Raw genomic sequence first — 14,535 nt, forward strand, 5'->3', positions numbered from 1 at the left:
GGATGGGCTCATGGCCGAGTATTTCCCTGCCCGGCCCGCTGCCGGTCCAGGCTCTCGATGGCGGCCACGGCTACCGCTGCCACCTGCACGAGTTCGGTGCGGTAAGCCTCCAGGCTCTTGGGGCCGTACTCGGCCGCGCCCTTGTCCAGCACGGGAAAGAGGTGCTCCAGCGCCGCCTGGTTCGCCTCGCCGACCTCCTCGCCCAGCACCATCAGCCACACCGGGGGGTCAAGCGTCTGCACGCCCCACTTCCTGATCTGGCGCCCGCGTTCGCGCCCGACCTCGGCCAGCACGTCCGCCAACGCCTCGGAGGGGTCCCGCGTCATTCCCGCAGCGCCCCGCGCACGGTCTCGCCCAGGGCCGCCATGCCGGTGGCGATCTGCCCAGGCGACGCATTGCTGTAGCTCAGGCGCATGGCGTTGTGCCCGCCACCCAGCGCGAAGAAGGGCCGCCCCGGCACGTAGGCCACCCGCCGCTCGACCGCGTGGGGCAGCAGGGTCTGGGTGTCGAGCTGCTCCGGCAGCGTGATCCACAGGAACATGCCCCCCTGCGGCTCGGTGAACTCGGCCTCCGGAGGCAGATGCTCGCGGATGGCGGCGACCATCAGGGCCGCGCGCTCGCCGTAGGCCGCCTTCACTCGCTCGACCTGCGCGGGCAGAATGGGCAGCAGCTCGGTCACGATCATCTGATTGAGGGTCGGGGTGTGCAGGTCGGCGCCCTGCTTGGCCTGGATGAGCTTGGCGATGACCGGCGCGGCGGCCTGTACCCAGGCGTCGCGCAGCCCCGGCACCAGCGTCTTGGAGAACGACGAACTGTAGACGACGTGGTTGCGGTCCACGTCGCCGCTGAGACGCAGGCCCAGTTCGTACAGGCTGGGCAGCGCCTCGCCCGTGAAGCGGAGCTGGCCGTAGGGATCGTCCTCGAGCAGCAGCACACCGTACTCGGCCGTCAGTTCGACGAGCCGCTGGCGGCGTTCCAGGTTCAGGGTGCGCCCGGTGGGGTTCTGGAAGTTGGGGATGGCGTACAGCAGCTTGGCCGGCCGCCCCGCCGCCCGCTGCGCCTTCAGGATGCCCTCCAGCGCGTCCACGTCGATGCCGCCCTCGTCGGTGGGCATCTCGACGTACTGCGGCAGGTACGGCTGGAAGGACTGCAGTGCCCCCAGGTAGGTCGGCGCCTCGACGAGCACCACGTCCCCTTCGCCGATGAACAGCTTGCCCAGGAGGTCCAGGCCCTGCTGGCTGCCGGTCACGATCTGCACGTTGCTGGCGGGGATGCCGGCCTGGGCCGCGATCCACTCGCGCAGCGGCGGGTGGCCCTCGGTGGTGCTGTACTGCAGCGCGCCGGCACCGTAGCGGGTCAGGGCGGCGTCGGCGGCGCGGCGCACGTCCTCCATTGGGAACAGGTCGGGGGCCGGCAGCCCGCCCGCGAACGAGATCACCTCGGGCCGCTGGGTGATCTTGAGAATCTCGCGGATGGCGCTCGACTGCATGGTCTGGGCACGCGCCGAGAGCGCCGACCCGAAGTCGAAGGGCCGCGCCGGGGCGTTGGCGGAAGGCACGGAAGTCATGGCCCTCATCCTACCGCCCGGCCCCACACGTCCAGCCCGGCCTGCCCCCCGCAGGGCGCCGGGGCGGGTAAAGTGGGGGCGCTCAAGGAGGCACTACCATGCTCGTGACCGGCAACGACATCCTGATTCCCGCCCGTGAGGGCAAGTACGGCGTTGGTGCGTTCAACACCAACAACATGGAGATCACCCAGGCGATCATCCACACCGCCGAGCGTCTGCGCTCCCCCGTGATCGTGCAGATGTCCGAAGGTGCCATCAAGTACGGTGGCCAGGACCTCGCCAATATCGTCAAGGACATCGCCGAGCGCGCCACCGTGCCCGTCGCGCTTCACCTCGACCACGGCAGCTCCTACGCCTCGGCCCTGAACGCCATCAAGATGGGCTTTACCAGCGTCATGATCGACGCCTCGCACCACTCCTTCGACGAGAACGTGGCCGAGACCCGGCGCGTCGTCGAGGCCGCGCACGCCATGGGCATCAGCGTGGAAGCCGAGATCGGCCGCCTGGGCGGCGTCGAGGAACACGTCGTCGTGGACGAGAAGGACGCCTTCCTGACCGACCCGCAGGAAGCCGTGGACTTCGTCGACCAGACGAACGTGGACTACCTCGCCATCGCCATCGGCACCAGCCACGGCGCCTACAAGGGCAAGGGCCGCCCGTACATCGACCAGGCGCGCATCGTCCGGATCGGCGAGCTGCTGGGCATCCCGCTCGTGGCGCACGGTTCCTCGGGCGTGCCCGCCGAGATCACGCGGCGCTTCCGCGACTCGGGCGGCGAGATCGGTGAGGCCGTGGGCATCGCCGACGACGACCTGCGCGAAGCCTGCAAGCACGGCATCGCCAAGGTGAACGTCGACACCGACCTGCGTCTGGCGAGCACCGTGGGCATCCGCGAGATCCTCAAGGCCAGCCCCAAGGAATTCGACCCCCGCAAGATTTTCGGCCCGGCCCGCGAGGTCATGAGCCAGATCATCGAGCACAAGATGGGCGTGCTGGGCAGCGTCGGCAAGGCCGGCCCCGCCCCGGTGCAGGTGCGCTGAGCCTCACCGCCTGAAAGCGGGGCTCCGGCCCTCTTCCCGACTGATGCGGAAGAGGGCCGGAGCCCCGCTTTTTCGCCCGCCGAAACTGACTCCCGGCTGATGCGGAGACCCGGCGAAATGAGCATTCCGGCGGGCAAATTCTCACCGTCGGCACCTATGCTCGCTGTTGGTATGACGGCCTCCCGCCTCCTTCTCCTGCCTGCCCTGGCACTGCTTTCGGCCCTGACGGTCGCGGGCTCGGCCCTGCCGGTACAGAGCGGCCTGGCCGTGTCGCTCAGCCGGTTGCCCGGACTGCTGCCGGGAGTCGGCGAGGTGGCCCAGGTGATGCGGCTCGAGACCCGGCTGACCATCGTGGACCTCCAGCAGCGCGTGATCGAGGTGGGAGGCAGCCCCGACGCGCTGCGCGCCGTGCTGGCCTCGACAGCGCGTGGCGAGGCGCCGGTCTACGACACACGTCTGGGCATCAGCAAAGAGGAGTTCGGCCGGTATCTGGCGTTCCAGCCGGTGCCCACCCCGACGGGTAAGACCGTGAAGATGCCGGTGATCCGCGAGACGGCCCGGATCACCCTGGGCGACGCGCCGGGACTGAACGGGCTGCTGCGCGGCCTGAGTTTCGACCTCAAGACCGGCGAGCTGCGCGTGCCCGAGGGGTTCACTTTCAGGCCTACGGCCGTCCAGGTGAGTAGCGCCCCCGACCGCACGGTGGACATCCGGGGCGGCTACCAGTGGAACCTGCGCGGCCACAACCCCGATACCCAGAACGGAATCCGCGGCCAGTTCAACCTCTACCAGCTCGGCAGCGGCCAGATCATGCTGACCTACAAGCGCACCAGCCTCGTCAAGGGCGTATTCAACGAGGGCGAACTCATCCTGCGCTACGACCACTAGGCGCGGCTGGGATTCAGGGACGGGCCACCTTGTTCTCGACCCTCACCAGCCGGTACCGGCTGGACGCGCCGTCGACAGGCGGGTTGGCAATGGGGTCCAGGACAACGCGCAGGGTGTACTCGTAGCCCTCCTCGTACGTGAAGCCCTGAATCTCGTTTTTGAGGATGAAGCCGTAGAGCGTATTTTCTGGAAGTCGCCAGGTCTGGAAGCACCCTTTGGGGACGAGGAACATGCCATGGCAGTCGGCCAGGACCGAGTCCGTCCGCAGGACGATCTCATCGGGAGTACGCGTCTGGGTGCAGGCTCCAAGCAGAAGGGTGCCCAGGGCCCATGCGGCGAGGCGGGTGTGGATCACTCGGCCAGCTTAGCCGGCGGCGGAGACAGGTGGCGGCGCAGATGACGGAGTCTCCCGGGTGGGGTCCGCTGACGGCGGCCTGACGGCCTCTCAAGGACTCCTCACCTGACCTTCAGGGGGCGTCAAGTGGGGGCCGGTAGGCTGGGCCACATGAAGAGATCAGCCAAGGTTCTGACCGTACTGGGCGCGGCGCTCGCGCTGGGGAGTGCCACCCAGGCCAGCGCGGGCACGCTGTCGCCCACCCTCCTTCAGCGGGCGCGTGCCGGCGACCAGACCCAGGTCGGCGTGATCGTGCGCTTCAACGTCGCCAACACGCCGCAGGGCCGCGCGCTGTTCAAGGACCTGCGCGTGCAGCTTTCCGGGCAGCTCTCCAAGCTGGGACCGACCGCCGGGTTCCTGCAGAGCGCCCTGAACTCGGGCCGGGCCACCCAGCTGTGGCTCGACCAGAGCATCTACGTGCCCCTGACCCCGGTGCAGGCGCGCGCCATCTCGCTGCTGCCCTTCGTGTCGGACGTATTCGAGAACTTCAAGGTCCAGATTCCCAAGGCGGTCGCCCTGAGCGACAGCAGCTCGCCCGCCGGCACGCCCTGGTACCTCGACAAGATCGGGGCGCCGCAGGCCTGGGCCGCCGGCTTCAAGGGCCAGGGCATCCGCATCGGGCACCTCGACAGCGGCATCGACGCTTCTCACCCCGACCTCGCGGGCAAGGTGTCGGCCTTCGCCGAGTTCAATGCGGCGGGCGACCGCGTGCAGAACGCGCAGCCGCACGACACCACCGACCACGGCACGCACACGGCGGGCCTGCTGGTGGGCAGCAAGACCGGCGTGGCCCCCGACGCCAAAGTCATCAGCGCCCTCGTGCTGCCGAACAACGAGGGCACCTTCGCGCAGGTCATCGCGGGGATGCAGTACGTGCTCGACCCCGACAACAACGCCGACACGAACGACGGCGCCAACGTCGTGAACATGAGTCTGGGCATTCCCGGCACCTTCGACGAGTTCATCGTGCCGGTCCAGAACATGATCAAGGCGGGCGTGGTGCCGGTCTTCGCCATCGGCAACTTCGGGCCCAACAGCGCGACCACCGGCAGCCCCGGCAACCTCCCCGACGCCATCGGCGTGGGCGCGGTGGGCCAGGATGGCCAGGTCGCCAGCTTCAGCAGCCGTGGGCCGGTCGCGTGGCAGGGCAAGATCAACGGCGTGTTCGTCAAGCCCGACATCGCCGCGCCGGGCGTGGAAATCACCAGCACCTACCCCGGCGGCAAGTACGGCGCCAAGAGCGGGTCGTCGCAGGCCAGCCCCATCGCGGCGGGCGCCGTGGCCCTGCTGCTCTCGGCCAAGCCGGGCACGGGTGTGGACGCCATCAAGAACGCGCTGTACACCTCGGCCAGCAACGCCAGCAACAAGAACAACAACACCGGCTACGGCCTCATCACCGTGCCGGGCGCCCTGGGCAAGCTGGGGGTAAACGTGGGCGGCTCGGCTCCCACTCCCACCCCGACGCCCACTCCTACCCCGACCCCAACGCCTACACCCACGCCCACTCCGACCCCGGCGGCGCAGCCCACCGGGCCCAGCGGCTACACGCTGTGCGCGGTCGAGGGCGGTACCTGCACCAACGTCGCCAACAAGGCCATCGCCTTCGGCACGGCGGGCAAGTACGTGTTCGGCACCAACGATTCCTCGAACACCCTGCTGTGCACCGTGCAGGAGTGGGGCAACAACGATCCCGTTCCCGGCGTGACCAAGGGCTGCTTCGTGAAGAACAGCGCTTCCACGACGACCCCTACCCCGACCCCCACGCCCACCCCCACCACGGGCAACAGCGGTCAGAAGCCGCGCGTGCTGCTCGTGGATGCCGACCGGGGCCAGGGCGCCGACGTGACGGCGGCCCTGCGCGACGCGGTGAAGGCGAACGCGGTCAGCGGCGGAGCCTTCGTCTGGAACGTGCAGAGCCAGGGCGCCGTGCCTCTCTCCGAGATGAAGAAGGCCGACATCGTGCTGTGGGCGGCAGGAGAGTCGTACCAGAACACCATTCCCGCCAATGATCAGGCCACTCTGCGCCAGTACCTCCAGGGCGGCGGCCGCCTGCTCGTGACCGGGCAGGACGTGGGCTACGACATCGGCGCGGGCGACTTCTATACCGGCATTCTGGGCACCCGTTTCGTGGCCGACTCGAGCGGCCAGACCAAGTTCGTGACCAAGGGGGCCTTCGGGAACACGGCCTTCACCCTCAACGCGGCCGGCAGCGCGGCTAACCAGTTCTACCCAGACGTCCTCGCCAACGTGGGCAGTGGACAGGTCGTGGCAGGCTGGGGCTCGGCCAACGCCAACGCGGGCACCATCACCGCCCAGAGCATCCGTGTGGACCCCAACCGCACGCGTGCCGCGCAGAAGGTGCAGGATCCGCGTGGACTGGTCGAGGGACTGGCGCGCACGGTGGTCACCGGCCTCCTGAACCAGATTCTGGGCGGCAACACACAGGCCCAGGCCCAGAACCGTCCCCGCGTGCGGGCCCAGAGCGCGGGTGAGGACGCCGGAGCCATCGTGGTGAACGCCGCCGGCGCCTACCGCACCGTCAACATGGGCTTCGGGCTGGAAGGCCTGACCCCGAACAGCCGCAATCTCCTCATGAAGACGAGCTTCGACTGGCTGATGCGCTGAGCACCCCAGTTGAGCAAGTCAAAACCGGACGCCCCTTTGCGGAGGCGTCCGGTTTTGCCGTGCGTTGCTTCAGCTCTTGGTTTCGGGAGCCAGGAAGGCGGCCGAGTCGTAGTAGGTGCGGAAGGCACTGACCTTCTGGCCGTCGTGTTCGATGATGCTCACGCCCCGGTATTCGATGGGCTGGCCGCCCTTGAGTTCACCCTTGCCGGTCCACTCCATCACGCCGTAGCTGCCAGTATCGGCGTGCTGCGAGAACTCGCTGCGGATGCTGGCGAAGTTGTCGAGGTAGGTCTGCCAGAACTGCTGAGCGCCGTCCTTGCCTTCCCAGACGCGGGTGGTGAGATTCTGTGAGGTGCTGGCGTCGGCGAACAGCTCGACCAGTCCGAAGGGATCGCCGCTCTGCTCGGTCTGCTGGAGGGCCTGCATGAACGTCTCGGTGAGGTTTGCCATGTCCCCACCTCAGCACGGCGCGCCGGGGCGCGAGGGTCACGCATCTTGCAAAGTGGCCCCCAGGTCAGGGGTCGGTGAAGTCAGGCTCAAGACACTCGCGCGAACCCGTTCGTCGGCGTCGTCCAGCAGGGCGCGCAGGCGCCGGGGTTCGTCCCAGCGCCACAGGGCCCAGGCGGCGGCCTCGCGCACCTCCCAGGCGGGGTCCTGCGCGCCGAGGTCCAGCAGCGGCCAGCCGGCCGGGTCGCGGAGGTTGCCCACCACCGTCAGGGCGTTGCGGGCCATGCCCTTGCGCCGGGGCCGCAGGTGCGGCGTGCCCGCGAACTCGCGCGCGAACTGTCGCTCGCTGACGCCAAAAAATCGGGTCAGGTCAGGGTGGGCCAGCTCGGGATCGGGACGCAGCAGCCCGGCGAGCGGCCCGGCCTTCTGTGACCAGGGGCAGACCTCGCTGCACACGTCGCAGCCCAGCAGCCACCCGCCGATGCCGGGGCGCAGGTCGTGCGGCACCGGCCCCCGGTGTTCGACCGTCAGGTACGACACGCAGCGCCGGGCGTCGATGGTGCGCGCCGGCCCGATGGCCCCGGTCGGGCAGGCCACCCCGCAGCGAAAGCAGCGCCCGCAGCGGTCGGGATGAGGGGCCGCCGCGTCCCCGAAGGGCAGATCGGTCAGGACCACTGCCAGCGTCACAAATGCGCCGAGCTCCGTACTCACCAGCATCCCCGACTTGCCGCGCCAGCCCAGCAGCCCCCCCGAGGCGAACAGGCGCTCCATGACCGGGCCGTGGTCCACGTAGCCGCGCGCACGCACGCCCAGCCCGGCCGCCGCCTGCTCGATGCGGGTCAGGACCGGCTGAAGCTGGTCGTGGTAGTCGGGCGTCTGGGCGTAGCGCGCCACCCGGCCCAGGCGGATGCCGCCGGCAGGCACGGGCGGCGGCGCGAAGGCGTGCGACACCCCCAGCACGAGGACGCTGACCGCGCCCTCCAGCTTGCGTGTGGGGTCGGCGCGGTCGGGCAACTGGCGCTCCAGGTAGTCCATTCCGGCGTGGTGGCCTGCGCCCAGCCAGCCCGCGTACTCGGCCACAGCCCCGGCGGGCACGCGGGCGGGCGCCCAGCCCACGGCGTCCGCGCCTAGGGACACGGCGAGATCGGCGAGGGTTTCGGCGGCCTTCATGCTGTGGGCAGTATGCGCGGGGCGGAGCCTATCTTTTGTGGCATGCGAATCATGGCGGTCTTTGCCCACCCCGACGACGAGATCGGCTGTATCGGCACCCTGGCCCGGCACGCGGCGCGCGGCGATGAGGTACTGCTCGTGTGGACCACCCTGGGAGAACTCGCCTCGCAGTTCGGCGACACCCCGCACGAGGAAGTCACGCGCATCCGCCGCGAGCACGGCGCGTGGGTGGCCGACAAGATCGGCGCGAAATTCCACTTCTTCGACATGGGGGACAGCCGCATGACCGGCGGCCGCGACGAGGCCCTGCAACTCGCGCGCCTGTACGCCACCTTCCGGCCCAACGCGGTCATCACCTGGAGTGACGACCATCCCCATCCAGACCACCGCATGACGGCCAAGATCGCCTTCGACGCAGTCACGCTGGCGCGCATTCCCAAGATCATCAACGAGGCGCGCCGGCAGCCGATGTCCCCCGCGCCCGACCTCAGCGGCGACCCGGCGATGGAAAGTGGCGAGGACGCCGCGCGCCTCAACGCCTGGCGTGAGACCGTGCGGTTCTACCAGTATTACGCCCCCGCCAGCCCCTACCCCGAGGTGTTCGTGGACACGGCCGACACGCTGGAGGTGGCCGCCGAGGTCATGGGCTTCTATCAGGCCTTCTACAAATGGCCCTGGACGCCCGAACTGTTCCGCGAGGGACGCGCGGGCGTGGGCCGCATGGCGGGGGTGAAGGCCGCCGAGCGATTCAACCTGCGGGTGTCGCACCTGCCCGCACGCGACTACCTGTACTGAGGCCCAGGACAAGGGGACAGGTGGCCGAGCCGGGCTACTCCCCCACCGTCTCGACGAGCCACTCGCCGCGCGTCAGGTGAGCGGCGAGGGCGGCAGCCAGCCAGGGCAGGCTGTCCGGCGGCAGAGCGTCCAGGCCAAACCAGCCGACCTCCGAGGTCTGAGCGCGGGGCATAGGGGCACCCTCCCAGCGCCGCGCCAGATAGAAGAAATCACAGCCCTGGAGCCCACCCGCGTCGTAGCGCGAGACCCCCAGGGCGCGCAGCTCCTCTGACGCCAGCCGTACCCCGACTTCTTCGGCAGCCTCGCGGGCGGCGGCCTGGGCCAAAGCCTCCCCCGCCTCGACATGCCCGCCCGGCAGGCCCCACAGCCCCGCACCGTACCCCGTGCCCGCGCGGCGGCCGAGCAGGATGCGGCCCTGGGGATCTTGCAGGATGGCCCACGCGACGAGGTGAAAGGTCATGGGCAAGAGGGTAGGGGGAAACGGCACCGGGCAGGCGGCGCGCAAAGAAGAGGCGAAGATGGGCGCGGCGACCTCCCCTCCCTGCCCCCACTTCCCTGCTATGCTGCGCGCGCGTCACCGGGGGTGCCCTTCAAACGGGCTGAGACATACCCCAGGAACCTGATCCGGGTCATTCCGGCGGAGGGAGAGTGACCGGGCCAGCCGCCAGCGCGCGCGTGGCCCCCGCCTCCCCTCTCCTGACGTGAGGGGGATTTTTTATGCGTAAGTTGCTGACTGTCGGTGCTTTTCTGCTGGGGGCCGCCCAGGCTCAGTCCTCACAGGGGGCGACCCTGACCGTGATCACCCACGATTCCTTCGACGTGGACAAGAAACTCGTAGCGGGCTTCGAGCAGGCGAACAACGTGCACGTGCGCTTCGTGAAGGGCGGCGACGCGGGCGAGATGCTCTCCCGGCTGATCCTGACCCGCCGCGCGCCGATTGCCGACGTGGTGTACGGCCTGGATAACTCCATGCTCGCCCGCGCCCGGCAGGCCGATCTGCTCACGCCCTACAAGTCGCCCAACCTGGCGAAGGTGCCGGCCGCCGACCGCCTCGACGACGCCGGGCTGCTGAACACGGTGGACACGGGCATCGTGGCGCTCAACTACGACCGCGCCTACTTCCAGAAGGCGGGGCTGGCCCTGCCCAAAACCCTGGACGACCTCAAGCGGCCTCAGTACGCGGGGCTGACCGTGATCGCCAGCCCCGCGACGAGCAGCCCCGGCCTGGCCTTTTTGCTCGCCACCGTGAACCACTACGGCGAGCCGGGTGCCTGGACCTGGTGGCGTGAGGCCCGCGCGAACGGCCTGAAGCTCACCCGCGGGTGGTCGGACAGCTACAACAAGGAATTTTCGCGCAACGGGGGCAAATATCCCATCGTGCTGAGCTACGCGAGCAGCCCCGCCGCCGAGGTGTTCTACGCCGACGGCTACGACGCCGCCAAACTGCCCGCCCAGGCCCCCACCGGCAACCTGTTCCTGCCGGGCAGCACCTACCGGCAACTGGAGGGCGTGGGCATCCTGAAGGGAGCCAAGCAGCCCGCCCTGGCGCGCAAGTTCGTGGACTTCATGCTGAGCGGCCCCGTACAGGCCGACTTCCCGACCCGCATGTGGGTTTACCCGGCGGCCAGCGGCGTGAAACTCGACCCGGTGTTCAAGTTCGCGCAGGAGCCGGGCGTGCCCGCGGTGAAGCCCGAGATCACCGCCAACCCGCAGCGCCTCGTGGACGCCTGGGTGACCAACGTCCTGCGGCGCTGACCCGTGACCTGGGTCCCCACTGCGCCCGGAACGGCGCCCTGACATGAGCGGCGCCGCGTCCTCCCGTCTCGCCGGCTGGCTGCTGGCGCTGCCCGCATTGGTCTTCACGGCGCTGTTGCTGGCGCTGCCTCTGGGACGCACGCTGCACGAGGGCGGCGTGAACTTCGCGGTGTGGCGCGACCCGTACTTTCTGGGCCGCCTGGGCTGGACACTGGCACAGGCGGCGGGTACGGCGGGGCTGGCGCTGGCGCTGGGGGCCCCCTTCGCCTACCTCCTCTCTCGCCACGACTTCCGGGGCAAAGGACTGCTGCTGCGCCTCCTGCTGCTGCCCTTTGTGACCCCCACGCTGGTCGCGGTGCTGGGCCTCTCGGCGCTGCTGGGGCCGCAGGGCTGGCTCACGCGGCCCCTGGGTCTCGACCTGAGCGAGACGCCCACGCTGCTCATCCTCGGCAACCTCTTTTTCAACCTGCCGGTGATGATCCGCCTCGCCTACGGGGGCTTTTCGCGCGTGTCGCCGGGGCTGATCGGGGCGGCGCGCACGCTGGGGGCCACGCCCTGGCGCGCGGCGCTGGGGGTGGCGCTGCCGCTGGCTCTGCCGGGGCTGGCGGCCGGGGTCATCCTGGTGTTCCTGTACTCGGCGCTGAGTTTCGGGCTGCCGCTGGCACTGGGCGGCGAGCGCTACGCCACGTTGGAGGTCGAGATCTACACCCTGACGGCGCTGCAACTGCGGCTTTCGGAGGCCAGTGCCCTCATCGTGGGGCAACTCGCGCTGACGCTGGCGGCGACCTGGGCGTACACCCTGCTGTCGCGCGGTGGATCGGGGGTGCCCGCCACCGGGTTGCCGCGCGCGCGGGGCGGAGCACTCGCGGCCCTGTGGGGTCTGGGCACGGTGACGGTGCTGATCTGTTTCGCGCCGCTGCTGGCCGTGGTCGCGCGCGGGTTGCTGGGGAGTGGCGGGCCGACCCTGGCCTACTGGCAGGGCGTCCTGGCCGACGAGGATACGCCGCTGCTGCTGGGCAACACCCTGCGCTTCGGCTTTGCGGCGCTGGTCGGGGCGACCGTGCTGGGGGCGCTGTACGCGCTGGGGGCATGGCTGGCGCGCTCGCGGGCGCTGGACGTGGTGTCTCTACTGCCGTTGATGGTCTCGCCCGTGTCTCTGGCAGTGGGCTACCTGCTGGCCTACCCGCAGCTCAGCGCCACATTGCCCATGCTCATCGCCGCGTACACGCTGCTGGCGCTGCCCCTGGTCGTGCGTTCGCTGCTGCCCGCGCTACGCGCCCTGCCGCCCCGGCTGCTGGAGGCCGCGCGCACCCTGGGGGCCACGGGGCCTGCGGCGCACCGCACGGTGACGCTGCCCCTGACCCTGCCCGCCCTGCGCGGCGGCGCGGCGCTGGCCCTGGCGACCGTGCTGGGCGAGTTCGGGGCGACGCTGGTCCTGACCCGCCCTGAGTGGGCGACCCTGAGCGTGGGCCTGTACGAGCGTCTGGGCCGCCCCGGTGAGCGCAATCTGGGCGAGGCCTGCGCACTGGCGACCGTGTTGCTGCTGCTCTCCGCCCTGGCCTTCACCGTGCTCGACGGCGGCGAGGGAGAGGTGACGTGAGGCAGAATCGGGAGACTATGCCCCCGGCCCTCACCCTCCACGCCCTGACCAAGCGCTTCGGCTCCACGTTGGCGGCCGATGCAGTGTCGCTGAGCGTGCCCCAGGGCGAGACGCTGGCGCTGCTGGGGCCGTCAGGCTGCGGCAAGAGCACCGTGCTGCGCTGCGTGGCGGGCCTGGAACGCCCGGACGGGGGCCGGGTCGAGATCGGGGGGCGGGACGTGACCACTCTGGCCCCGGAGGCGCGGCAGGTTGGGCTGGTCTTTCAGGACTACGCCCTCTTTCCGCACCTGAGCGTGCTGGGCAACGTGGCGTATGGTCCACGCCGCCGGGGCGTGCCCCGCGCCGAGGCCGAGGCGCGGGCGCGTGAAGCGCTGGCCCTGGCCCAGGTGCCTGAACTCGGAGGCCGCCGCTCCGCCCAGCTTTCGGGCGGGCAACAGCAGCGGGTGGCTCTGGCCCGCGCGCTGGCGACGCGCTCGCCCCTGCTGCTGCTCGACGAGCCGCTCTCCAACCTCGACGAGCGGCTGCGGGCCGAGCTGCGCACCGACCTGCGCGGGCTGTTCGCGGCCTCGGGTGCGGGCGTGCTGCTTGTCACCCACGACCAGCGCGAGGCCTTGGCGCTCGCCGGGCAGGTGGCGGTCATGCGCTCGGGGCGCGTCGTGCAGCAGGGCGGGGCGGCCGCCGTGTTCGCGCGGCCCGAGACAGCCTGGGTGGCGACCTTTCTGGGGTGGGCCAACGTGCTGCCCCGTGTGCCCGGCACCGCCCTCCTCGTCCCCGAGGCGGCGCTGCGGCCCGGCGAAGGCGAGGCGTACCCCGTCACCACCCGGCAGCCCGGCGAGGCGGGCGAGACGGTCACGGTGGCGCACCCAATGGGGCCGCTGACCCTGCACCTGAGCGTGCGCGAGGCAGCGCACCTGGAGGGTGACACCCTGCGGCTGGACGTGGACCGTGCGGGGCTGCGCGAGGTGCCCGACGACCGCAATTGACCCGGCAGGTCCGGGTGGCCCCGGGCAGCGATACTGGGCCGCGATGCCCGACCTGCGCCTCCGTGACCCTCTGCCCGACGACTGGCCGATCCTCTGGCGCTGGCTGCACGCCGAGCCGGACCCCGAGTGGAAACGTTGGGACGCGCCGTATTTTCACGCGGCGCCCAGTCCAGCCGGACCGCTGCCCTATGCCGACTTTGCCGCTCGTGAGGCGGGCCGGGCACCCAGCCCACACCGCCGCATCATCGCTCTGGACGGCACGTGCATCGGACAGGTCACCCGCTGGGAGGAAGAGCCAGCAGGCGGCGGCTGGTGGGAGCTGGGCCTCGTCCTCTACGACCCGGTTCACTGGGGCGGCGGGCTGGGCCGGGAGGTGCTGCGGCTCTGGACGGCCCACACCTTTGCAGACACGGCGGCCCACGTCCTGACCCTCACGACCTGGGGCGGCAATGCCCGGATGATCCGCGCGGCGGAGCGGGTGGGATATGGGGAGTGTGCCCGCATCCCACAGGCGCGGCTCTGGCAGGGACAGCGCTGGGACAGCGTGAAGCTGGCGCGTCTGCGTGCGGACTCTACGCCCGGGGACGGCGCGTGATCGCCTGGATTCTGGTCGGCGGTCGGCTGACCCTCTCGTCCGCCCTGGCGGTCCTGCCGCGCCCCGACCTGGTCGTCGCGGCCGACGGCGGCGCGCGGCACGCGGCCCCCCTGGGCCTGCAGGTGGACGTGTGGGTGGGCGACTTCGATTCCTCGGCAGGGATGCAGCTCGACGCTCCGCGTGAGGTCCATCCCACCGCCAAGGACGAAACCGACGCCGAGCTGGCCGTGCGCGTGGCCCTGGGGCGCGGCGCGCGTGAGCTGGTCTTCGTGGGTGCTTTCGGCGGCCGCTTCGACCACGCGGCGGCGCTGCTGCTGGGCGGCGTGCGGCTGGCCCGCGGGGGGCTGGACGTGAGGCTCACCAGCGGCGACGAGTGGGCCTGGCCGCTGCTGCCGGGGCGGCCGCTGGCCCTGGCGCTGCCCCCCGGCGCGACCCTGAGCGTCGTGGGCTGCACCGACCTCGCGGGCCTGAGCCTGAGCGGCGTGCGCTGGCCGCTCGCGGGGGCCGATGTCCCGCTGGGCAGCGGGTGGACCCTGAGCAACGAGGTGAGCAGCGACTCCGCTGCTCCCAGGGTCACAGTCTCGCTGGGGGGCGGGTACGGACTGGTGACGGCGCTGTATTCGGCGAGCTAGGTCAGGGGGCCACCGGGCAGCTCAGAGGCCGCTCTGCCCGGTGG

At 70.7% G+C, this 14,535-nt stretch carries 15 protein-coding genes and 1 riboswitch; of the genes, 9 read left to right on the plus strand and 6 right to left on the minus strand.

All coding sequences use genetic code 11. From position 1 onward, the window contains the following. Positions 1–8: 8 nt before the first annotated feature. Both ASF71_RS17470 and ASF71_RS17475 read right to left on the minus strand, forming a co-directional pair. On the minus strand, positions 9–326 hold the full coding sequence (locus ASF71_RS17470) for a hypothetical protein (RefSeq protein ID WP_056302470.1): 318 nt from the start codon (positions 324–326) through the stop codon (positions 9–11). Beyond that, positions 323–1,567 (minus strand): PLP-dependent aminotransferase family protein, encoded by a 1,245-nt coding sequence (locus tag ASF71_RS17475; protein ID WP_235514582.1) that lies wholly within the window; start codon positions 1,565–1,567, stop codon positions 323–325. Before ASF71_RS17475 ends, ASF71_RS17470 begins: the two co-directional genes overlap by 4 nt. A gap of 98 nt (positions 1,568–1,665) precedes the next feature. Between ASF71_RS17475 and fba the strand changes: the two genes are divergently transcribed. Both fba and ASF71_RS17485 read left to right on the plus strand, forming a co-directional pair. Further along, positions 1,666–2,607, plus strand: a complete 942-nt coding sequence (fba, locus tag ASF71_RS17480) for a class II fructose-1,6-bisphosphate aldolase (protein ID WP_056302472.1) — start codon at positions 1,666–1,668, stop codon at positions 2,605–2,607. 171 nt (positions 2,608–2,778) lie between these two features. Next, positions 2,779–3,495 (plus strand): hypothetical protein, encoded by a 717-nt coding sequence (locus tag ASF71_RS17485; protein WP_235514584.1) that lies wholly within the window; start codon positions 2,779–2,781, stop codon positions 3,493–3,495. 13 nt (positions 3,496–3,508) lie between these two features. Here ASF71_RS17485 and ASF71_RS17490 read toward each other — a convergent pair whose 3' ends face one another. Continuing rightward, on the minus strand, positions 3,509–3,850 hold the full coding sequence (locus ASF71_RS17490) for a DUF4377 domain-containing protein (protein ID WP_056302474.1): 342 nt from the start codon (positions 3,848–3,850) through the stop codon (positions 3,509–3,511). 150 nt (positions 3,851–4,000) lie between these two features. Between ASF71_RS17490 and ASF71_RS17495 the strand changes: the two genes are divergently transcribed. Next, entirely contained in the window at positions 4,001–6,514 is a 2,514-nt protein-coding gene (locus ASF71_RS17495; RefSeq protein ID WP_056302475.1) for a S8 family serine peptidase, read from the plus strand. Between the two features lie 69 nt (positions 6,515–6,583). Here ASF71_RS17495 and ASF71_RS17500 read toward each other — a convergent pair whose 3' ends face one another. Together ASF71_RS17500 and queG are read right to left on the minus strand one after the other, a co-directional pair. Next, positions 6,584–6,964, minus strand: coding sequence for a nuclear transport factor 2 family protein (locus ASF71_RS17500; protein ID WP_056302476.1), 381 nt, complete (start codon positions 6,962–6,964; stop codon positions 6,584–6,586). A gap of 36 nt (positions 6,965–7,000) precedes the next feature. Beyond that, positions 7,001–8,131: a tRNA epoxyqueuosine(34) reductase QueG gene (gene queG, locus ASF71_RS17505; protein WP_056302477.1), complete on the minus strand. Its 1,131-nt coding sequence runs from the start codon at positions 8,129–8,131 to the stop codon at positions 7,001–7,003. A gap of 42 nt (positions 8,132–8,173) precedes the next feature. Between queG and ASF71_RS17510 the strand changes: the two genes are divergently transcribed. Then, positions 8,174–8,926, plus strand: coding sequence for a PIG-L deacetylase family protein (locus ASF71_RS17510; protein WP_056302478.1), 753 nt, complete (start codon positions 8,174–8,176; stop codon positions 8,924–8,926). Between the two features lie 34 nt (positions 8,927–8,960). Here ASF71_RS17510 and ASF71_RS17515 read toward each other — a convergent pair whose 3' ends face one another. After that, positions 8,961–9,386 carry an NUDIX domain-containing protein gene (locus tag ASF71_RS17515; protein ID WP_056302479.1) on the minus strand — a complete coding sequence of 142 codons (426 nt, stop codon included), beginning with the start codon at positions 9,384–9,386 and terminating at the stop codon, positions 8,961–8,963. 109 nt (positions 9,387–9,495) lie between these two features. Then, positions 9,496–9,590: riboswitch (TPP riboswitch) on the plus strand. A gap of 53 nt (positions 9,591–9,643) precedes the next feature. Between ASF71_RS17515 and ASF71_RS17520 the strand changes: the two genes are divergently transcribed. Genes ASF71_RS17520 through ASF71_RS17540 form a run of 5 tightly spaced genes read left to right on the plus strand, consistent with a single transcriptional unit; the run spans position 9,644 to position 14,491 of the window. Next, a complete protein-coding gene (locus ASF71_RS17520; protein ID WP_056302480.1) occupies positions 9,644–10,681 on the plus strand; it encodes a thiamine ABC transporter substrate-binding protein in 1,038 nt (345 codons plus the stop codon). A gap of 43 nt (positions 10,682–10,724) precedes the next feature. Further along, positions 10,725–12,281, plus strand: coding sequence for an iron ABC transporter permease (locus ASF71_RS17525; RefSeq protein WP_056302481.1), 1,557 nt, complete (start codon positions 10,725–10,727; stop codon positions 12,279–12,281). Between the two features lie 17 nt (positions 12,282–12,298). Further along, positions 12,299–13,264, plus strand: coding sequence for an ABC transporter ATP-binding protein (locus ASF71_RS17530; protein ID WP_056302482.1), 966 nt, complete (start codon positions 12,299–12,301; stop codon positions 13,262–13,264). A gap of 43 nt (positions 13,265–13,307) precedes the next feature. Then, positions 13,308–13,859 carry a GNAT family N-acetyltransferase gene (locus ASF71_RS17535; RefSeq protein ID WP_056302483.1) on the plus strand — a complete coding sequence of 184 codons (552 nt, stop codon included), beginning with the start codon at positions 13,308–13,310 and terminating at the stop codon, positions 13,857–13,859. Beyond that, positions 13,856–14,491 (plus strand): thiamine diphosphokinase, encoded by a 636-nt coding sequence (locus ASF71_RS17540; protein ID WP_056302484.1) that lies wholly within the window; start codon positions 13,856–13,858, stop codon positions 14,489–14,491. The genes ASF71_RS17535 and ASF71_RS17540 overlap by 4 nt, the downstream gene beginning before the upstream one ends. The last annotated feature ends 44 nt before the right edge of the window (positions 14,492–14,535 follow it).

The organism is Deinococcus sp. Leaf326, from assembly GCF_001424185.1.
Lineage (GTDB): Bacteria > Deinococcota > Deinococci > Deinococcales > Deinococcaceae > Deinococcus.